Source organism: Kitasatospora sp. NPDC101235 (assembly GCF_044767505.1).
Lineage (GTDB): Bacteria > Actinomycetota > Actinomycetes > Streptomycetales > Streptomycetaceae > Kitasatospora.
Map to the genome: position 1 here is coordinate 557,241 of NZ_JBIWNZ010000002.1, position 18,781 is coordinate 576,021.

16 protein-coding genes and 1 riboswitch are annotated in these 18,781 nt (G+C 71.5%); of the genes, 9 read left to right on the forward strand and 7 right to left on the reverse strand.

What is annotated here, in order from left to right; genetic code table 11:
* Positions 1-131: 131 nt before the first annotated feature.
* Positions 132-1,391, reverse strand: a complete 1,260-nt coding sequence (locus ACIRRH_RS05855) for a hypothetical protein (RefSeq protein WP_403062280.1) — start codon at positions 1,389-1,391, stop codon at positions 132-134.
* A 467-nt stretch (positions 1,392-1,858) separates the two neighbouring features.
* Between ACIRRH_RS05855 and ACIRRH_RS05860 the strand changes: the two genes are divergently transcribed.
* Entirely contained in the window at positions 1,859-2,719 is an 861-nt protein-coding gene (locus ACIRRH_RS05860; RefSeq protein ID WP_403062283.1) for a DMT family transporter, read from the forward strand.
* Between the two features lie 75 nt (positions 2,720-2,794).
* Here ACIRRH_RS05860 and ACIRRH_RS05865 read toward each other — a convergent pair whose 3' ends face one another.
* Together ACIRRH_RS05865 and ACIRRH_RS05870 are read right to left on the reverse strand one after the other, a co-directional pair.
* Positions 2,795-2,923 (reverse strand): hypothetical protein, encoded by a 129-nt coding sequence (locus ACIRRH_RS05865; protein ID WP_403062286.1) that lies wholly within the window; start codon positions 2,921-2,923, stop codon positions 2,795-2,797.
* Positions 2,924-3,238: 315 nt separating this feature from the next.
* Positions 3,239-3,979, reverse strand: coding sequence for a TetR/AcrR family transcriptional regulator (locus ACIRRH_RS05870; protein ID WP_403062289.1), 741 nt, complete (start codon positions 3,977-3,979; stop codon positions 3,239-3,241).
* A gap of 148 nt (positions 3,980-4,127) precedes the next feature.
* On the opposite strand from ACIRRH_RS05870, the gene ACIRRH_RS05875 reads away from it, so the two are divergent.
* Both ACIRRH_RS05875 and ACIRRH_RS05880 read left to right on the forward strand, forming a co-directional pair.
* Complete coding sequence (locus tag ACIRRH_RS05875) at positions 4,128-4,736, forward strand: NADPH-dependent FMN reductase (RefSeq protein ID WP_403062292.1); 609 nt, start codon at positions 4,128-4,130, stop codon at positions 4,734-4,736.
* A 22-nt stretch (positions 4,737-4,758) separates the two neighbouring features.
* On the forward strand, positions 4,759-6,303 hold the full coding sequence (locus tag ACIRRH_RS05880) for an MFS transporter (RefSeq protein WP_403062294.1): 1,545 nt from the start codon (positions 4,759-4,761) through the stop codon (positions 6,301-6,303).
* Between the two features lie 69 nt (positions 6,304-6,372).
* Here the strand turns inward: ACIRRH_RS05880 and ACIRRH_RS05885 are convergent, their stop codons facing one another.
* From ACIRRH_RS05885 to gcvT, 4 genes are all read right to left on the reverse strand, one after another.
* The gene (locus ACIRRH_RS05885; protein ID WP_403062296.1) at positions 6,373-7,740 is read right to left on the reverse strand and encodes an L-serine ammonia-lyase; all 1,368 of its coding nucleotides are present in this window, start codon (positions 7,738-7,740) and stop codon (positions 6,373-6,375) included.
* 164 nt (positions 7,741-7,904) lie between these two features.
* Positions 7,905-9,185 carry a serine hydroxymethyltransferase gene (glyA, locus tag ACIRRH_RS05890; RefSeq protein WP_403062300.1) on the reverse strand — a complete coding sequence of 427 codons (1,281 nt, stop codon included), beginning with the start codon at positions 9,183-9,185 and terminating at the stop codon, positions 7,905-7,907.
* A 128-nt stretch (positions 9,186-9,313) separates the two neighbouring features.
* Entirely contained in the window at positions 9,314-9,691 is a 378-nt protein-coding gene (gcvH, locus tag ACIRRH_RS05895; RefSeq protein WP_224280957.1) for a glycine cleavage system protein GcvH, read from the reverse strand.
* Positions 9,692-9,790: 99 nt separating this feature from the next.
* Positions 9,791-10,912, reverse strand: a complete 1,122-nt coding sequence (gene gcvT / locus ACIRRH_RS05900; RefSeq protein ID WP_403062304.1) for a glycine cleavage system aminomethyltransferase GcvT — start codon at positions 10,910-10,912, stop codon at positions 9,791-9,793.
* Between the two features lie 231 nt (positions 10,913-11,143).
* Positions 11,144-11,245, reverse strand: a riboswitch (glycine riboswitch).
* A 210-nt stretch (positions 11,246-11,455) separates the two neighbouring features.
* Here gcvT and ACIRRH_RS05905 point away from each other — a divergent pair.
* The 6 genes from ACIRRH_RS05905 (at position 11,456) to ACIRRH_RS05930 (ending at position 18,747) form a co-directional block, all read left to right on the forward strand.
* Positions 11,456-12,259 (forward strand): enhanced serine sensitivity protein SseB C-terminal domain-containing protein, encoded by an 804-nt coding sequence (locus ACIRRH_RS05905; RefSeq protein ID WP_403062307.1) that lies wholly within the window; start codon positions 11,456-11,458, stop codon positions 12,257-12,259.
* A gap of 118 nt (positions 12,260-12,377) precedes the next feature.
* Positions 12,378-13,301, forward strand: coding sequence for an enhanced serine sensitivity protein SseB C-terminal domain-containing protein (locus ACIRRH_RS05910; RefSeq protein WP_403062310.1), 924 nt, complete (start codon positions 12,378-12,380; stop codon positions 13,299-13,301).
* Between the two features lie 444 nt (positions 13,302-13,745).
* On the forward strand, positions 13,746-14,735 hold the full coding sequence (locus ACIRRH_RS05915) for an ABC transporter permease (RefSeq protein WP_403062313.1): 990 nt from the start codon (positions 13,746-13,748) through the stop codon (positions 14,733-14,735).
* Positions 14,736-14,804: 69 nt separating this feature from the next.
* Positions 14,805-16,571: an ABC transporter substrate-binding protein gene (locus tag ACIRRH_RS05920; RefSeq protein WP_403062316.1), complete on the forward strand. Its 1,767-nt coding sequence runs from the start codon at positions 14,805-14,807 to the stop codon at positions 16,569-16,571.
* A 98-nt stretch (positions 16,572-16,669) separates the two neighbouring features.
* Positions 16,670-17,680 carry an ABC transporter permease gene (locus ACIRRH_RS05925; protein WP_403062319.1) on the forward strand — a complete coding sequence of 337 codons (1,011 nt, stop codon included), beginning with the start codon at positions 16,670-16,672 and terminating at the stop codon, positions 17,678-17,680.
* On the forward strand, positions 17,677-18,747 hold the full coding sequence (locus tag ACIRRH_RS05930) for an ABC transporter ATP-binding protein (protein WP_403062322.1): 1,071 nt from the start codon (positions 17,677-17,679) through the stop codon (positions 18,745-18,747). The genes ACIRRH_RS05925 and ACIRRH_RS05930 overlap by 4 nt, the downstream gene beginning before the upstream one ends.
* Positions 18,748-18,781: the final 34 nt, after the last annotated feature.

The following is an 18,781-nucleotide window of genomic DNA, read 5'->3' on the forward strand; positions in this document are numbered from 1 at the left end:
TTTTTTTTATTTGTTTGCTTCTCTTTTTTTGGCCCCCCCACCCCCCGGTGGCGGGGGGGGGGGGGGGGGGGGGCGTTTTGGGGGGGGGCCCCTCCTCCCCCCGCTTCATGGCCTACCGATGCCGCCCTGGGTCAGGACAACGAGAAGCCCATCTGGTTCACCACCGGCGTCATCGGCACGTACATCACCTGCGAGTAGCAGGTCGTCGGGAGCGCCGTCGATCCGGCCGGGCAGCCGACTTCCGACCTGGCGGCCACGATCACGCCGCGGGCCTCCATGTCGCCGTTCGGGCCGGACGGGTTCGCCAGTGCCGGGCCGCCGCTGTCCCCCTTCGCGGCGATCGCCCGGTGGTCGCCGCCCTTCGACTCCGCGACGTCCACCGGCTTGACCTTCGTGCCCTCGTCGTTCGTCGTCTCCACGTCGACCCGCTTGATCTGCACGTCGCACTTCCACCCCGACTGGGCGCCGCTGAGGCAGACCAGGTCCCCGACGTTGTTCCGCCCGGCCCCGTACGTGTGCCGGGACGAGCCGCCCTTGTCCGACCAGGCGCCGTCGTAGAACCGGCCGCCGCCGCTCCCGTTGACGGCGATCATGCCGATGTCCAGGCCGTCGCCGACGGAGGACAGGTCGCCGATGTAGCTCCCGGTGCCGTTGTAGTACCGGCCGCCGCCGCAGTGCGCGGCGGTCAGCACCACCTTCGTCCCGCCCTTCCAGCCGCTGAACGCCGTCGAGCAGAACGACGCCCTTCCGGTGCTCACCTCGGCGCCCGCGTAGTACGGCGCGCTGTCGGAGTGCCGGCTGCCGGATAGCGCCACCGGCGTCTTTTCGATGCCGGCCGTCACCGGCATCCCGGCGATCTCGGCGGCCTGCCGCGAGTACGCCTGCACGGTCGTGTCGCCGCCGGTCAGCCGCTTCGCCTTCGCCGGCGTGTAGGTGATCGCGATGGCGGCGCCGTCCTCCTGAGGGCCGATCGACGTCCACTCGTCGCGCGGCACGGCGGCGGTGAAGCGGTCGATCGCGGCGCGCATCTCCGCGCGGGAGTACGGGCTCCGGTGGACGTCGACGGTGTAGCCGGAGCCGGCGATCGCGGCGTTCGCGTCGAGCAGGGAGCGGACCCTGGCCGGGGCCTCGCCCTTCCAGTAGATGTCCGCGTGCTGGTTCGACGCGTCGATCACCGTACCGGCGTAGCCGGCCGCCGCCGGATCCCCGGACTCCACCCAGTCCTGCACCGGGTCCGTCATGCGGTGGAGCAGCTGCTGGGCCTCCGGATCGCGGAGCACCGGCAGGGTCACGGACAGGTACGGCTCGTCCTGCACGACGTCGGCGGCGACCAGGCCGGAGGCGACCACGGCGGTCAGGGCCAGGGACAGCACGAGGCGGGAGCGGCGCATGAGCGGGTCCTTTCGGTGAGCCGATGGGCCGACACTCAGCGTAGGGGCCGATCGACGGTCCGCTACGTCCGGAAGTCGTGGACCGGGCCGCCCGTGGGTGCACGCGCGAGGCAATGCGCCCCCGGGAGGGGTGGGAGAGCGCCGCGGAGGCGGGTGGGGCGCCTGCGCAGGAAGTCGGCCCTGTCGACTTCCTGCGCGAACGGATAGCATCGGGCGCGTGAAGCTCTACTGGCACGTCGTTCTGCCACCGCTCAGCGCCTGATCGGGCGCGCGCTTCGGTGGCTTGATCCCCTGCGACCCCGGCCCGGCCCGATGGCGGCCGCCGTGGGCTGACAGCGTGCGCCCGTTCTCGAAACCCCTCTGACGGTCTTCGACGACGGAAGTTCACGACTGTGCCTCATCGCTTGTCCTCGCCTGCCCGTTCCCTGCCCACGGCTTGTCGCCGCGCCCGTTCGCGCGGTGGTGCGGTGCCGATCCTGATCGCCGCCGTGCTCTGGGGCACCACCGGGACGGCCAGTTCGCTGGCACCCTCCGGCGCCCCGGCGGCCGGGATCGGGGCCGCCGGGCTGGTGCTCGGCGGGCTGCTGCTGTTCCTGTCCGACCGCTCGGCCAGGGAACTGCCCCGGCGATGCTCGTCGCGCGAGCGGTGGCTGCTCGCGGCCGGCGCGGTCGCGGTGGCCGGGTACCCGCTCACCTTCTACCCGGCGGTGAGCCGTACGGGCGTGGCGGTGGCCACCGTGATCGCGCTCGGCAGCGCGCCGGTCTTCACCGGGCTGCTCGGGTGGCTCGCCCGGCAGGGGCGGCCCGGTGGGCGGTGGGCCGGGGCCACGGCGCTGGCCGTGCTGGGCTGCGCGCTCCTGGTGCTGGGCCCCGAACTCGCCGGTGGCGGTGGGGCGGTGGACCCGCTGGGCGTGCTGCTGGCGGCACTCTCCGGGCTCTCGTACGCCGTCTACTCGCTGATCGGCGGGCGGCTGATCGCGGCCGGGCACCCCTCGGGCGGGGTGATGGGGGCGATGTTCGGCGGGGCCGCGCTGATCGTCCTGCCGGTACTGCTCGCCGGTGACCTGCACTGGCTCGCCTCGGTGCGCGGGGCGGGCGTGGTGCTGCACCTCGCGGTGGTCACGACCTTCCTCGCCTACTGGCTGTTCGGCCACGGCCTGCGGCACACCACCGCCCAGACGGCCACCACCCTGACCCTCGCCGAGCCTGCTGTTGCCGCGGTTCTCGGCGTCGCCGCCCTGGGCGAGCGGCTGCCCGCCGTCTCCTGGTGCGGCCTCGCGGTGCTCGCCGGTGGCCTGGCGCTCCTCGCCCTCCCCGGCCGCCGGTAGGTGTGCTGCCGCCGCTGCGCAGGAAGTCGGATCGGCCGACTTCCTGCGCAGCGGTGGCTGGTTGGTCCGCGGCTGTTACTTGATGAACACGCTGGAGCCGAACTCCTGGGTCGCGTTGTCGCCGGGAGCAACGACCGCGATCACGTTTCCGGTGCAGTTCGCGCGGTCGTACACGAGGGCGAACCCGTTGGTCTCGTTGTGCACGACGAGCGGCCTGATGGGGGCGTTGTAGCAACCGCTCGGGTTCTGGATGACCGTGTTGGGGGGCGATGAAGAGCTCTCCGTCGGCGGCGAAGGCCGCGTTGGGCAGGGCGATGGCCATGGTCCCGGCGGCGGCGAGGGTGCCGAGTACGGTCGCGAGACGGCGCATGGTGACTCCTTGGGAGTTGGGTGGTTGTGTTCGGGGCAGAGATGCCCCGAACACAACCACCCTGTCCGCCGGAGCGGCCGCAATTCCCGTGCGTTGAGCGGGCGACACGTATGCGCACCAATGGGCGAGGTCCGGCGCAGGCGGGCCGGTCAGAGGCCGAAGTGGGCGGCGATGCCGTCGAGGACGCAGTCGAGGCCGGTTTCGAACTGCCAGTCGGGGTCGTCCTTGCGGGTGGCCTCGTGGAGGTAGCGCTGGTAGCTGGGGTAGCGGCCGGTGCCCATCAGCCAGCTCATCCGGGGGGCGAGGCCGGCCCGGGTCTGGTCGCCGTCGGACCAGCCGCGCTCGCGGCGGAGGGTCTCCAGGGTGACCTCGGTGGCGACCGAGCCGTGGACGTAGCCGGTGACGGTGCGGAACACCGCCATGGTGGTGTCGGCGTCCAGGCCGTGCTCGGCCAGGGCGGCGAACGCGCGCTCGGGGACGGCCAGTTGGTTGGGGCTGAGGGAGAACGGGGTGGCCGCCCGGACGGTCCACGGGTGGGCCAGATGCATGGCCCGCAGGTGGACGGCCAGGGCGCGCATGGTGTCCCGCCAGCCCTCGGAGGGTGCGTTCAGCGGGAGTTGGCCGTACACGAAGTCGACCATCAGCTCGATGAGTTCGTCCTTGCCGGAGACGTACCGGTAGGCGGCCATCGGGGCAACGCCGAGCTCGCCGGCCAGCCGGCGCATGGTGACGGCGTCCAGGCCCTCGGCGTCGGCGATGGCGACCGCGGTCTCGGCGATCCGGTCGGCGGTCAGGGTGGTGCGCGGTGCGGGGGCCGGGCGGGCCAGACGCTCCCAGAGTGAGACCTGGGATTTGTCGCTGTCGCCACTGGGGGCCTGCTGGGCGGGCATGGGGCGGGCTCCTTCCGGCCGGGGTCGCTCTCACCGTAGCACCCTCCTGTGTACGGCGTATCGGTAGTGGACGGCGTACGCGTCGGTGTGTACGTTGTATCCGCAGCGGATACAACGTACACACCAACTGTCCCGGAGGGGGATTCCCATGTCCACGGAGCAGAAGTCCACCGAGCAGAACCTGAAGGTCGCCGTCCTCGTCGGCAGCACCCGCGAAGGCCGCTTCGGTCCGGTGGTCACCGACTGGCTGCTCGGCCACCTGGAGGCCCGCGGCGACCTGACCGCCGACCGGATCGACCTGGTGGAGACCCCGCTGCCCACCACCTTCCCGTCCTTCGGCGGCGAACTGCCCCCGGGTGACGCCGAGTTGCTGGCCGCGGTGTCGCCCCGGCTGGAGGCGGCCGACGCCTTCGTGTTCGTCACGCCCGAGTACAACCACAGCTTCCCGGCCCCGCTGAAGAACGCCATCGACTGGCACAACCGGCAGTGGCACGGCAAGCCGGTCGGCTTCGTCTCGTACGGCGGCCTGTCCGGCGGCCTGCGGGCCGTCGAGCAGCTCCGGGTGGTGATGGCGGAGCTGAACGCCGCGACGATCCGCAACACGGTCAGCTTCCACGGCGCCGCGCAGTGCTTCGACACCGACGGCAAGGCGATCGACCCGGCCGCCGACGCCGCCGCCAAGACCATGCTCGACCAGCTCACCTGGTGGGCGCAGGCCTTGCGGGACGCCCGGCAGGCCCGCCCGTTCGCGGCCTGAGCCCGGGGGAGGGGGAAGGACCATGGTCGTGGAACCGGCTGAGGCCAGGCCCAGGCCGCCGCTGATCGGCGTGGTCGGGCTGATGCTCGGCATCTTCCTCGCGGCCCTCGACGGGGAGATCATCGGCACCGCGCTGCCCACCGTCGTCGGCGACCTCGGCGGGCTGGAGCACCTCTCCTGGGCCCTCACCGCCTACCTGCTGACCTCCGCCGCCACCACCCCGCTCTGGGGCCGGCTCGGCGACCTGTACGGGCGCAAGGGTGCCTACCAGTGGGCGGTGGTGCTGTTCCTGGTCGGCTCGGTGCTCTCCGGGCTCGCCCAGGACATGGGGCAGCTGGTCGCCTTCCGGGGCCTCCAGGGGATCGGCGCGGGCGGGCTGATGGTCGGCGCGCTCTCGGTGATCGGGGTGCTCGTCCCGGCCGACGACCGGGCCCGGGTGCAGTCGGTGATCGGCGTGCTGATGCCGATCGCCTTCGTCGGCGGACCGCTGCTCGGCGGCCTCCTCACCGAACGTCTGAGCTGGCGCTGGGCCTTCTACGTCAACCTGCCGATCGGGATGTTCGCCCTGCTCGCGGTCGGCGTCGGGGTGCGGCTGCGCACCGAGCGGGTGCGCGCCCCGTTCGACTGGGCCGGGGTCGCCCTGCTGACCACCGGCATCACCGCGCTCACCCTGGTCGGCACCTGGGGCGGCGTCGCCTACTCCTGGACCTCCCCGCAGCTCCTCGGCGCGGCGGCCGTCGCGGTGGTCGCGCTGGCCTGGTTCGTCCGGACCGAGCTGCGCGCCCCCGGTCCGCTGATCCCGCCCGCGCTGTTCCGCGACCGCAACTTCACGGTCGCCCAGGTGCTCGGCTTCCTGATCGGCGCGGTCATGGTCGCCCTGGTCGGCTACCTGCCGCAGTACCTCCAGTTCGTCCAGGGTGCCTCGCCCACCGCCGGCGGGATGCTCCTGCTGCCGCTGATGCTCGGCATGATGGCCACCCAGCTGGTGACGGCGCGGCTGATGGGCCGGCCCGGCGGGGAGCGGCGGTACCCGCTGCTCGGCGGCGCGCTGGCCTTCGCCGGGGCCGCCCTGCTCCTCCTCCTCGACACCGGCACTCCGGTGGCCCTCGTCTCGGGGCTCACCGCAGTCGCCGGAGTCGGGATCGGCCTGCTGATGCAGAGCACCCTGCTGACCTCGATGGGCGCCGTGCCACCACGGGACATGGGCGCGGCGATGGGCGTGGTCACCCTGCTGCGCAGCATCGGCGGCTCGCTCGGCATGGCCGTCCTCGGCGCGGTCTACACGGCGCGGCTCACCGGCTCGCTCGCGGAGCGCCTGGGCGCCGACGACGCCGGCCGCCTCACCGGTGGCGGCGGTCTGACCCCCTCCGCCCTCGCCGGGCTCCCGGCCGAGCTCCGCGACGCCGTCGGGGCCGCGGTCGCGGGCGGCCTGCACGGCACGGTCGCGGGCGCCGTGCTGCTGGCGGCGGTGGCCACGGCGGTCGCCTGCCTGGCCCGTCCGAGCCGGGCCCCGGGCCCGGTCGGGACGGGAGCTCCGGCCGGGCCCCGGGTGGAGGCGGGGGCCTGAGGCGTACGGGGCGTGCGAAGGCCCCCGGGCGGAGCGTGACTCCGGCCGGGGGCCTTCAGCGCGTCGTGATCAGCACTCGATGACGTTCACGGCGAGGCCGCCGCGCGAGGTCTCCTTGTACTTGATCTTCATGTCGGCCCCGGTCTCCTTCATCGTCTTGATCGCCTTGTCCAGCGAGACGTGGTGCCGTCCGTCGCCGCGCAGCGCCATCCGGGCCGCAGTGACGGCCTTGACCGAGGCCATGCCGTTGCGCTCGATGCAGGGGATCTGGACCAGGCCGCCGACCGGGTCACAGGTGAGGCCGAGGTTGTGCTCGATGCCGATCTCGGCGGCGTTCTCGACCTGCTCGGGGGTGCCGCCGAGGACCTCGGCGAGGCCGCCCGCGGCCATCGAGCAGGCGGAGCCGACCTCTCCCTGGCAGCCGACCTCGGCGCCGGAGATGGAGGCGTTCTCCTTGAAGAGCATGCCGATGGCGCCGGCCGCGAGCAGGAAGCGGACGATGCCGTCCTCGTCGGCGCCCGGGATGAAGTTCAGGTAGTAGTGGAGGACGGCCGGGATGATCCCGGCGGCGCCGTTGGTCGGCGCGGTGACCACGCGGCGGCCGGAGGCGTTCTCCTCGTTGACCGCCATCGCGTAGAGGGTCACCCACTCCATCGCGTTGGCCGGGCCGATCCCCTCGGCGCGCAGCGTCCGGGCCGCCGCGGCGGCCCGGCGGCGGACCTTCAGACCGCCCGGCAGGATGCCCTCGCGGGTCATGCCGGCCCGCACGCACTCCTGCATCACGGACCAGATCTCCAGCAGCCCGGTCCGGATCTCCTCCTCGCTGCGCCAGGCCTTCTCGTTCTCCAGCATCAGGCCGGAGATGGACAGCCCGGTCTCCCGGGTGAGCCGCAGCAGCTCCTCGCCGGTGCGGAAGGGGTAGCGCAGCGCGGTGTCGTCGGGCTTGACCCGGTCCGCGCCGATCGCGTCCTCGTCCACGACGAAGCCGCCGCCGACCGAGTAGTAGGTCTTCTCCAGCAGGGTCGAGCCGTCCGCCGCGTACGCCCACAGGGTCATGCCGTTGGCGTGGTAGGGCAGCGAGCGGCGGCGGTGCAGGACCAGCTGGCTGTCCGGGTCGAAGTCGATGGTGTGCTCGCCGAGCAGGCTGATCCGCTTCTCGGCGATGATCCGCTCGACGTCCTTGTCGGCCTGGTCGACGTCGACGGTGCGGGGCGAGTGGTTCTCCAGGCCCAGCAGGACGGCCTTCGGGGTGCCGTGGCCGTGGCCGGTGGCGCCGAGCGAGCCGTACAGCTCGGCGCGCACGCCCGTCACCTGCTCCAGCAGGCCTTCGGAGCGCAGTCGGCGGGCGAACATCCGGGCGGCGCGCATCGGGCCCACGGTGTGGGAGCTCGACGGGCCGATGCCGATGGAGAAGAGGTCGAAGACGCTGATGGCCACGGGGGACGTCCTTGTCTGGTCTCGTGGAAGGACTTGCTGGCAGGGAGGGCTGACACGGGACGGGGCACCGCACGCACTGTCCAGTGTGCGCGGTGCCCCGGGAACCCAGGTGCGTCGGCGGGGTGAGGCCGGTCACCTGATCCGATGAGCCCGACCGAGCCGGACTACTCCTGGTTGGCCAGGTTCGGGTACAGCGGGTACTTCTCGGCCAGGGCGGTGACCCGGGCCTTCAGCGCGGCGGCGACGGTCTCGTCGAAGGCGGGCTTGAGCGCCTCGGCGATGACGTCGGCGACCTCGCGGAAGTCCTCGGCCTGGAAGCCGCGGGTGGCCAGGGCCGGGGTGCCGATGCGCAGGCCGGAGGTGACCATCGGCGGGCGCGGGTCGTTCGGGACGGCGTTGCGGTTGACGGTGATGCCGACCTCGTGCAGCCGGTCCTCGGCCTGCTGGCCGTCGAGCTGGCTGTTGCGCAGGTCGACCAGGACCAGGTGGACGTCGGTGCCGCCGGAGAGCACGGTGGCGCCGGCCTCGGCCACGTCGGCCTGGAGCAGGCGCTCGGCGAGGATGCGGGCGCCCTCCAGGGTGCGCTGCTGGCGCTCCTTGAACTCCTCCGAGGCCGCGATCTTGAAGGCGACCGCCTTGCCGGCGATCACGTGCTCCAGCGGGCCGCCCTGCTGGCCGGGGAAGACCGCGGAGTTGATCTTCTTGGCGTACTCGGCCTTGGACAGGATGACGCCGCCGCGCGGGCCGCCCAGGGTCTTGTGGGTGGTGGTGGTGACCACGTCCGCGTAGGGCACCGGGTTCGGGTGCAGCCCGGCGGCCACCAGACCGGCGAAGTGCGCCATGTCCACCATGAGCAGGGCGCCGACCTCGTCGGCGATCCGGCGGAACTCGGCGAAGTCCAGCTGGCGCGGGTAGGCGGACCAGCCGGCGATGATCAGCTTCGGCTGGTGCTCCTTGGCGAGGCGCTCGACCTCGGCCATGTCGACCTGGCCGGTCTTGTCGTCCACGTGGTACGCGGCCACGTTGTAGAGCTTGCCGGAGAAGTTGATCTTCATGCCGTGGGTCAGGTGACCGCCGTGGGCCAGGCTCAGGCCCAGGATGGTGTCGCCCGGCTGGATCAGCGCGAACATCGCGGCGGCGTTGGCCTGCGCGCCGGAGTGCGGCTGGACGTTGGCGTGCTCGGCGCCGAACAGGGCCTTGATGCGGTCGATCGCGATCTGCTCGACCACGTCGACGTGCTCGCAGCCGCCGTAGTAGCGGCGGCCGGGGTAGCCCTCCGCGTACTTGTTGGTGAGCACCGAGCCCTGGGCCTCCATGACCGCCACCGGGGCGAAGTTCTCGGAGGCGATCATCTCCAGGGTGGTCTGCTGGCGGTGCAGCTCGGCGTCGACCGCGGCGGCGATCTCCGGGTCGAGGGCGTGCAGGGACTGGTTCAGAACCGTCATGGTGTGGTCTTCCCGGGGAGGAGAGGCGGGGGTGCCGCGCGAAGCGCGCCCTTGGAAGGGTGGTGGTGGTGACGGGTGGGCCGTGGAGGGGCGGGGCGGCCGTGGTGCTGCGGCCGCCCCCGCGGGGCTCAGGCCGAGTGGGTGAGCTTGTCGTACTCGTCGGCGCTGAGCAGCTCGTCGGTGGCCTCGACGCGCACCTTGAACAGCCAGCCGCCCTCGAACGGGGCGCTGTTGACCAGGGCGTTGTCGTCCAGGACGTCCTGGTTGACCTCGGTGACCTCGCCGGTCACCGGGGAGTACAGGTCGCTGACCGACTTGGTGGACTCCAGCTCGCCGCAGGTCTCGCCGGCGGTCACGGTGTCGCCGACCTCGGGCAGCTGCACGTAGACGATGTCACCGAGGGCGTCGGCGGCGTGCTTGGTGATGCCGACCGTGGAGACACCGTCCTCGGCGGCGGTCAGCCACTCGTGCTCCTTGGTGTACTGCAGGTGCTGGGGGTTGCTCATGGCGTCATTCTCCAGGATGGGAAGCGGGCACGGCGAAGCGGGCCGTCACTCGGACGGCTGCGACGTGCGGGTACGGGGGGAAGGCAGGCCCGGGGGGCCTCAGCGGGCGCGCTTGTAGAACGGCAGCGCGACGACCTGGACGGGCTCGTGCTTGCCGCGCACGTCCACTGCCACGGTGGTGCCGGGGGCGGCGTGGGAGGCGTCGACGTAGGCGATCGCGATCGGCTTGCCCAGGGTCGGGGACGGCGCGCCGGAGGTGATCCGGCCGATCGGCTCGCCCTCGGTGGAGACCACGGTGTACTCGGCGCGCGGCACCCGCTTGCCCTCGGAGACCAGGCCGACCAGCACCTTCGGCGGGTTGGTCTCGGCCGCGGCGGCGGCCTGCTCCAGCGCCTTGCGGCCGATGAAGGTGCCCTCGTTGGTGGTCTTGTCGAAGCGGACGACCCGGCCCAGGCCGGCGTCGAACGGGGTGAGGTCGGTGGACAGCTCGTGCCCGTACAGCGGCATGCCGGCCTCCAGGCGCAGCGTGTCGCGGCAGGACAGGCCGCACGGGACCAGGCCGTGGCCCTCGCCGGCGGCGGTCAGCGCCTGCCAGACCGGCTCGGCGTCGGCCGGGTGGCAGAAGATCTCGAAGCCGTCCTCGCCGGTGTAGCCGGTGCGGGCGAGCAGCACGTCGCGGCCGGCCACCTGGGCCGGGAGGATCGCGTAGTACTTCAGGCCGGGCAGGTCGGCGTCGGTGGTCTTCGCCAGGATGCCGGTGGCCTCCGGGCCCTGGACGGCGATCAGCGCGTAGGTGTCGCGGTCGTCGGTGACGACGGCGTCGAAGCCCTTGGCGCGGGCGATCAGCTCGTCGAGGACCAGCTGGGCGTTGGAGGCGTTGGCGACGACCAGGAAGGCGTCCTCGCGCAGGCGGTAGACGATCAGGTCGTCCAGGATGCCGCCGTCCTCGGCGCAGATCATGGTGTAGCGGGCGCGCAGCACGCCCAGCGCGGAGACGAAGCCGACCAGCGCGTGGTCCAGCATCTCGCCGGCCTGCGGGCCGGTGACGGTGATCTCGCCCATGTGCGAGAGGTCGAACAGACCGGCCTTGGTGCGGACGGCGAGGTGCTCCTCGCGCTCACTGCCGTAGCGCAGCGGCATGTCCCAGCCGGCGAAGTCGGTCATGGTCGCGCCGAGGGCGCGGTGCAGCGCGTCGAGCGCGGTCAGGCGGAGGGACGACATGGCCAGGAACTCCTCGGTCGGGGCACTCAGGGGTGCACGCGCCGGGACCGGACCCGCTCGGGGGCCGACCCTGCGCGCGGGCATGCGGCGGCGTGGGTCTCCCCATCTGTCGTCGAACCTGAGAGCTTCACCGCCGACCTGCCCACAGCTGTTTCCAGCTTGGGGGACAGCATGGCGGCTTGCACCGTGGGTGGGCGCACGACAGGGCCGGGCGCCGCTTTCCAGATGTGCCTAACCCGTGCGGTAGGGGTGCCTGAGAGATTCCGGGGAGGACTTGCTCCTTCGGCGCCGGCTGTGCCTGAGCGGCACTCCGGGCTCTCCCGCGCGGGTTCGAGCGGCCGGTATGGAGTTGTGGGGGCCCGCGGCGCATGCCGTCGGACGGGCACATCATGGCACGTCCGGGACGGCGAGGGGAGGGGGGACCCGGTCACACCGCCCGGTACCCGAACACGAGCCCTAACCTCACCCCCCGCACGCCTCTAGACTGCTGCGCGTCGGCACAGCAGAGGGCGGCCGAACGGCAGAGGGCGGAATCGGCGGCGCATGGGGTACCCGGTGGAACAGCAGCAGGGGTGGGGCGGACCGGAGGAGGCGCCGGCGGGCGGCTCCTGGCCGGCCAACGAGCTGGAGCAGGTGCTGACCGCGGCCCTGGGCGACCCGGGCGCGACGCCGCGGGTGATCGAGGTGCTGGCCCGCAGCCAGGTGTGGGTGCCGCTGCCGGCCGGGGCCGACCCGCAGGGGCAGTCGCTGGACCTGCCGACCATCGAGCTGGGCGGCGACCCGTACGTGCCGGTGTTCTCCTCGCAGGAGGTGTTCCTCCAGCAGGCACCGGGGATGGCCTTCGCGATCGCGCCGGTCTGGGAGTTCGCCCGCGGGCTGCCCCTGGGCGTGGGCATCGCGGTGAACCCGGAGGCGGCGGTGGGCATCCCGGTGCCGCCGCAGGGGGTCGCCGAGCTGCGCCGCGGCCCGCGGGAGGACCGCTGGGAGGCCGCGGACGGCGCTTCGGAGCCGACCGGCGGGCGGGTGGCGCTGCGCGAGCCGGTGCCGGGCGAGGACCCGGAGCACTTCCTGGCCGCCTGCCGGAGCGAACTGTCGGCGCTGCCCGGGGTGTTGACCGCCCGCAGGGCGCTGGCCAGCGTCGAGGGCGAGCCGACCGTGATGTTCGTGGGCGTCCAGTTGGACCCCGCGGCACCGGCCGATCCGGCTGCGGTGAACGAGGCACTCGGGCGAGCGCTGGGAACCGCGCCGTTGCCCGGAGGCGTCCACCTCGTACTGCTCGACCTCGCCGACGACCCGGTGGTCGAGTGGCTGCTCACCCGGGTAATGCCTTTCTACACGCGGGTGTGAGCGGGGTTCGTATCAAAGGCACGTCGCCGTGGCGGTGGCCGGTGGCCGCGCCATAGGGTGCGTGCAGACGGCCGACGGGCCGGCGGGTTGAGGGAAAGAGGCGCGGCGAGGTGGGCGCATGAGTGCGGGAACGGGAGCGGGCGGTGTGCCGGGGCCCTGGGGCCAGGCACCGGCCGGGCGCCCGGGAGCTGATCCCGGCGCGTTGGAGCGCGCCCTGCGCGACGTCGCGCCGGAGCGCTACGACGCGTACGAGCGGCTGCTGCACGCGCTGGCGGACGGCCAGGTCTGGATGCTGCTGTGGCACGGCACGCCGGGCAGCCCGGACGCACAGTACGGGAACATGGAGATCAGCGGCCACGGCTACGCGCCGGCCGTCACCTCGCCCGAGCAGCTGACCGCCTCCGGCTGGGCGCGGGCCCACGAGGTCATCTCCGGCCGGGAGATCGCGGCTTCGCTGTACCGCACCCGCTGGGGCCTGTGGCTCAACCCGCACGCGCCCGGCGGCGGCGTCGGGGTGCCCTGGGCGGACCTGCGGCGGATCGCCGCGGGCCTGGACCGGCTGCCGGCCGGGCCGTTGAAGCTGAGCGAGCCGCAGCTGAACGCCCAGCCGTTCTTCGCGCTGCTGGAGCGGCAGGCCGGCGAGCTGCGGGCGGTGCGGGCGTTGCGCCGGGCCTGGGTGCAGCCCGCCGTGGGGGAGCCGTACCTGGCCATCGGCCTTGACCTGTACGAGAGTTCTCCGCCGGTGGTGGAGGCGGTGCGGGCCCTGATGCAGCGCGCGATCGCGGTGGCCCCGGAGGGGCTCGCGGTGTCCACGGTGGCGATGTCGGACGAGTACGACCCGGTGGCGCTGTGGATGCGCGCCAACGCGCGGCCGTTCTTCGACCGGGAGGCGGGGCGCCCGCCGACCGGCCCGTACCCGCCGGTGCCCCCGCCGCCGTACCCCGGGCAGTCGATGCCGGGCTACGCGTACGGCACCCAGCCGCCGGCGCAGGGCTGGCAGCAGCAGCCGCAGCGGCCATGGCCCGGCTACCCCGGGCGCTGATTCCCAAAACACATTCTCCGAAGCCGACTTGAGTGTCCGTCAAGTCGGCTTCGATGCTTTCCGGACGAATTTCCGGATGTGTGACCCGGTCATCTTGACATGGCGGCTACAGCCATGTGAAGAGGTATATGCCGAAGATCCGGGAGGTGCATGCACACAGATCACAGTTGGGCATCTGTCGGTTGTCAGGGCTGGCGTAAGCCAGTTCGGATGGCAGAGAGTTCTGCGCAACGCACTGCGCGTACCGGAACCCCACAAAGGTGAGCGCGCACGCCGACAGCCCGCCCATGCGACGCCCATCCCGCGTGGTGGCAGTGCCTGTGCACGACGCACTGCCTCAACACCCGCTCCTCCTAAGCACCTCCGCACGTCCGCAGCCGCAGCGCCGAAGCCGGCGACCGGCACCCGTGGGCCGGCCACCGTCGGCGAGGGGACCAACTGACCATGACCGCATCCGTGACCACCGCCGGGAACGATCCGGGGGCACCCGCCGCCGCGAGCCCGGCCAAGAAGATCGAGGGCCGCTCCCTCGGCCAGATCGCCTGGACCCGCTTCAAGCGGGACAAGGCCGCCGTCGCCGGCGGCGTCGTGGTGATCCTGCTGATCGTGCTCGCCGTGCTGGCCAAGCCGATCGAGTCGATGTTCGGGCTCGACCCGGACGCCCTCCACCAGGACCTGCTGGACGCCGACCTCGGTGGTCTGCCGTTCGGCGACTGGGGTGGCATGAGCTGGGACCACCCGCTCGGCGTCGACCCGCTCCAGGGCCGTGACCTGCTCACCCGCGTCATCGAGGGTTCCTGGGTCTCCCTGCTGGTCGCCTTCGGCGCGACCCTGCTGTCCAACACCATCGGCACCGTGCTCGGCATCATGGCCGGCTACTACGGCGGCTGGGTGGACACCGTGATCAGCCGGGTGATGGACGTCTTCCTCGCGTTCCCGCTGCTGCTCTTCGCCATCGCGATCTCCACCTCGCTCCAGGGCGGGGCGTTCGGCCTGCACGGCCTGCCGCTGCACATGCTGGTGCTGATCTTCGTGATCGGCTTCTTCAACTGGCCCTACATGGGCCGGATCGTGCGCGGCCAGACGCTCTCGCTGCGCGAGCGGGAGTTCGTCCACGCGGCCCGCAGCCTGGGGGCGCGCGGCCCGTTCATCCTGTTCAAGGAACTGCTGCCCAACCTGGTCGGTCCGATCCTGGTCTACTCGACCCTGCTGATCCCGACCAACATCCTCTTCGAGGCCGGCCTGAGCTTCCTCGGCGTCGGCATCCAGCCCCCGCAGGCCTCCTGGGGCGGGATGCTCCAGGACGCGATCCGGTACTACCAGGTGGACCCCCAGTACATGGTGGTCCCCGGTCTGGCGATCTTCATCACCGTGCTCGCCTTCAACCTGCTCGGCGACGGGCTGCGCGACGCCCTCGATCCCAAGAACAACTGACTCGCATCATGTGGCTCCGTGTCACGACCCTCCACCGCCTCCACATCCCCAAAGGGGTTGATCTCACCCATGCGTAGGTCCCGTACCGTCGCCCTGACCGCGGCGGCCGCCGCCGTGGTCCTGGTCGTGACCGGTTGCACCAGCTCGTCGAAGAGCGGCGACACCTCCTCCTCGGCCTCCGGCTCCACCGGGGGCGGCGCCAACGCGGCCACGAAGAGCATCGTCAACGCCTCGGACAAGAAGGGCGGGACGGTCACCTTCGAGATGAAGGGCACCCCGGACTCGCTCGACCCGGGCAACACGTACTACGCGTACATCTACAACTTCTCGCGCCTGTACGCCCGCCCGCTCACCACCTTCAACCCGGCCGCCGGCGAGGAGGGCAACAAGCTCGTCCCGGACCTCGCCGAGTCGATGGGCCAGCCCAGCGCGGACGGCCTGACCTGGACGTACAAGCTGCGCAAGGGTCTGAAGTACGACGACGGCACCCCGATCAGCTCGAAGGACGTCAAGTACGCCATCGAGCGTTCCAACTTCGCGCCGGACGTGAACTCCAACGGCCCGACCTACTTCCACGACCTGCTGAAGGACAACGCCACGCCGTACGCGGGGCCGTACAAGGACAAGGAAGGCGGCCTCGACTCGATCGAGACGCCGGACGACACCACGATCGTCTTCCACCTGCAGCACCCGTTCGCGGACTTCGACTACCTGGTCAGCGCCCCCCAGACCGCGCCGGTCCCGCAGGCCAAGGACACCGGTGCCGACTACGTGAAGCACATCGTGTCCTCGGGCTCCTTCAAGTTCGAGTCCTACGAGGACGGCAAGCAGGCCGTCCTGGTGCCGAACACCAACTGGGACGCGAGCACCGACCCGATCCGGAAGCAGCTGCCGGAGAAGATCGTGCTCAAGATGAACATCGACCAGGCCACCATCGACAAGGACCTGCTGGCCGGCAACGCCCAGGTCGACCTGGTGGGCGGCGGCGTCGACCCGCAGACCCAGGCGCAGATCCTGCAGAACCCGAAGCTCAAGGCCAACACCGACAACGCCTACGGCGGCCGCCTGGTCTACCTGGCGATCAACTCCAAGGTCGCGCCGTTCGACAACATCGAGTGCCGCAAGGCCGTCCAGTTCGCGATCGACAAGGTCTCGGTGCAGACCGCCGAGGGCGGCCCGGTCCGCGGCCAGATCGCCAACACGGTGCTCCCGCCGGACGTCCCGGGCCACCAGGACTTCAACCTGTTCGAGACCAAGGACAACAAGGGTGACGAGGCCAAGGCCAAGGACGCCCTGAAGGCCTGTGGCAAGGACAGCATCAACACCGTCATCTCGGCCCGCACCGAGCGCGCCACCGAGGTCGCCGCGGCCACCTCGATCCAGGCCGCGCTGAAGAAGGTCGGCATCAACGCCGAGATCCAGCAGTACCCGCAGGGCAAGTACCTGACCGACAGCGCCGGTGCCCCGCAGTTCACCCAGGACCACAACATCGGTCTGATGATGATGCAGTGGGGCGCCGACTGGCCGACCGGCTACGGCTTCCTGCAGCAGATCGTCGACGGCCGCGCGATCAAGGCCTCCGGCAACAGCAACCTGTCCCAGCTGAACGACCCGGCGGTCAACAAGCTGATCGACGACGCCGCCGTGAACCCGGACAAGTCGGCCCGCGAGAAGATCTACGCCGACATCGACAAGAAGGTCATGGAGCAGGCGGTCATCGTCCCGCTGACCTACTTCAAGGTCTTCCTGTACCGCCCGGACAACGCCACCAACATGGGTTCCACGCCGGCGTTCTCGGGTGAGTACGACTACCTGAACATCGGCACCACCAAGTAAGAGCCTGGCTCCGCATCCCTGAAGGCAGGTGAAGGCAGCGGCGCCCGCCGCCGTCCGGAAGACCCCGGACGGCGGCGGGCCGCCGGAGCCGCCCAACTGTGTTTGCCTACATCATCCGCAGGATCTTCGCGGCGGTGCTTCTGCTGCTGGTCGTCAGTGCGGTCACCTTCGCGATCTTCTTCCTGCTGCCGCGCCTCGCCGGCGAGACGGCCGACCAACTGGCCGCCCAGTACATCGGGAAGAACCCCTCACCCGAGGCGATCGCGGCGGTCAAGCAGAACCTCGGCCTCGACCAACCGCTGTACTCCCAGTACTGGAACTTCCTCAAGGGGCTGGTCAGCGGCGCCGAGTACAAGTTCGGGCCGGAACCGGCCACCTGCCACGTGCCCTGCTTCGGCTACTCCTTCAAGAACCACCTGGAGGTCTGGCCCGAGCTGTCCAAGCGGATCCCGGTCACCATCTCGCTCGCCGCGGGCGCGGCCGTGCTCTGGCTGGTCTCCGGCGTCGCCACCGGCGTCGTCTCCGCCCTCAAGCCGCGCTCGATCTTCGACCGGCTCTCCATGGGCGTCGCGCTCGCCGGCGTCTCGCTGCCGGTCTTCTTCACCGGCGCGCTGCTGCTCACGCTGTTCAGCTACGAGTGGCCGATCCTGGACAACCTGCAGTACGTCAACTTCACGGACAACCCGCTGATGTGGGCCCGCAACCTGATCCTGCCCTGGATCTCGCTGGCCTTCCTCTACTCCGCGCTCTACGCCCGGCTCACCCGCGCCGGGATGCTGGAGACCATGAGCGAGGACTACATCCGCACCGCCCGGGCCAAGGGCCTGGCCGAGAGCAAGGTCGTCACCCGGCACGGGCTGCGCGCCGCGCTCACCCCGATCGTCACGATCTTCGGCATGGACCTCGGGCTGCTGCTCGGCGGCGCGCTGATCACCGAGCAGGTCTTCTCGCTCCAGGGCGTCGGCCAGTTCGCCGTCCAGGCGATCTCCGACAACGACCTGCCCAAGATCCTCGGCGTCACCCTGCTCGCCGCCTTCTTCATCGTCGTCTGCAACCTCGTGGTCGACCTCCTGTACGCCCTCGTCGACCCCCGGGTGAGGCTCTCGTGACCGACCTCCAGAAGACCCCGGCGGACGCCGCGCAGACCCCGTCCGGCGACCCCTTCCTCTCGGTCCGCGACCTGCGGATCCACTTCGACACCGACGACGGCCTGGTCCGCTCGGTGGACGGGGTCAGCTTCGACCTGCACAAGGGGCGCACCCTCGGCATCGTCGGCGAGTCCGGCTCCGGCAAGTCCGTCACCTCGCTGGGTATCATGGGCCTGCACCGCTCCAAGCGGGCCCGGATCAGCGGCGAGATCCGGCTGAACGGCGAGGACCTGATCGCGGCCGGCCCGGACCGGGTGCGCCAACTGCGCGGCCGGGACATGGCGATGATCTTCCAGGACCCGCTGACCGCGATGCACCCCTACTACACGGTGGGGCAGCAGATCGTCGAGGCCTACCGGGTGCACCACCCCGAGGCGAACAAGAAGCAGGCCCGGGCCCGCGCCGTCGAGATGCTCGACCGCGTCGGCATCCCCCAGCCCGACCGCCGGGTGGACGACTACCCGCACCAGTTCTCCGGCGGCATGCGCCAGCGCGCCATGATCGCCATGGCGCTGGTCAACGACCCCTCGCTGCTGATCGCCGACGAGCCCACCACCGCCCTGGACGTCACCGTCCAGGCGCAGATCCTGGACCTCATCCGCGACCTCCAGGAGGAGTTCGGCTCCGCCGTCATCATCATCACCCACGACCTCGGGGTGGTCGCCGAGCTGGCCGACGACATCCTGGTCATGTACGGCGGCAAGTGCGTCGAGCGCGGTCCGGCCGAGACCCTCTTCGACGCCCCCGAACACCCCTACACCTGGGGTCTGCTGGGCTCGATGCCGCGACTGGACCGGGAGCTCCAGGACCGGCTCGTCCCGGTCAAGGGCACCCCGCCCAGCCTGATCAACGTGCCGACGGGCTGCGCCTTCCACCCGCGCTGCCCGTACGCCGCCCTGACCGACGGGCGCTCCACGAGCGAGCTCCCGGTGCTGGCCGAGGCCGCGCCCGGGCACTTCGCGGCCTGCCACCTGCCGGCCGACGAGCGGCACCGCATCTTCGCCGAAGAGATCGCGCCCCGGCTGTGAGCCCGGCCTCGTACCACCTTTCTGGAGAGAACCG

Excerpts from the sequence above, each read along its gene's own strand:
- ACIRRH_RS05855 (WP_403062280.1), bottom strand. The coding sequence starts at position 1,391 with ATGCGCCGCTCCCGCCTCGTGCTGTCCCTGGCCCTGACCGCCGTGGTC.
- ACIRRH_RS05870 (WP_403062289.1), bottom strand. The coding sequence starts at position 3,979 with ATGCCCGCCCAGCAGGCCCCCAGTGGCGACAGCGACAAATCCCAGGTC.
- ACIRRH_RS05875 (WP_403062292.1), top strand. The coding sequence starts at position 4,128 with ATGTCCACGGAGCAGAAGTCCACCGAGCAGAACCTGAAGGTCGCCGTC.
- ACIRRH_RS05880 (WP_403062294.1), top strand. The coding sequence starts at position 4,759 with ATGGTCGTGGAACCGGCTGAGGCCAGGCCCAGGCCGCCGCTGATCGGC.
- glyA (WP_403062300.1), bottom strand. The coding sequence starts at position 9,185 with ATGACGGTTCTGAACCAGTCCCTGCACGCCCTCGACCCGGAGATCGCC.
- gcvH (WP_224280957.1), bottom strand. The coding sequence starts at position 9,691 with ATGAGCAACCCCCAGCACCTGCAGTACACCAAGGAGCACGAGTGGCTG.
- gcvT (WP_403062304.1), bottom strand. The coding sequence starts at position 10,912 with ATGTCGTCCCTCCGCCTGACCGCGCTCGACGCGCTGCACCGCGCCCTC.
- ACIRRH_RS05905 (WP_403062307.1), top strand. The coding sequence starts at position 11,456 with ATGGGGTACCCGGTGGAACAGCAGCAGGGGTGGGGCGGACCGGAGGAG.
- ACIRRH_RS05910 (WP_403062310.1), top strand. The coding sequence starts at position 12,378 with ATGAGTGCGGGAACGGGAGCGGGCGGTGTGCCGGGGCCCTGGGGCCAG.
- ACIRRH_RS05915 (WP_403062313.1), top strand. The coding sequence starts at position 13,746 with ATGACCGCATCCGTGACCACCGCCGGGAACGATCCGGGGGCACCCGCC.
- ACIRRH_RS05920 (WP_403062316.1), top strand. The coding sequence starts at position 14,805 with ATGCGTAGGTCCCGTACCGTCGCCCTGACCGCGGCGGCCGCCGCCGTG.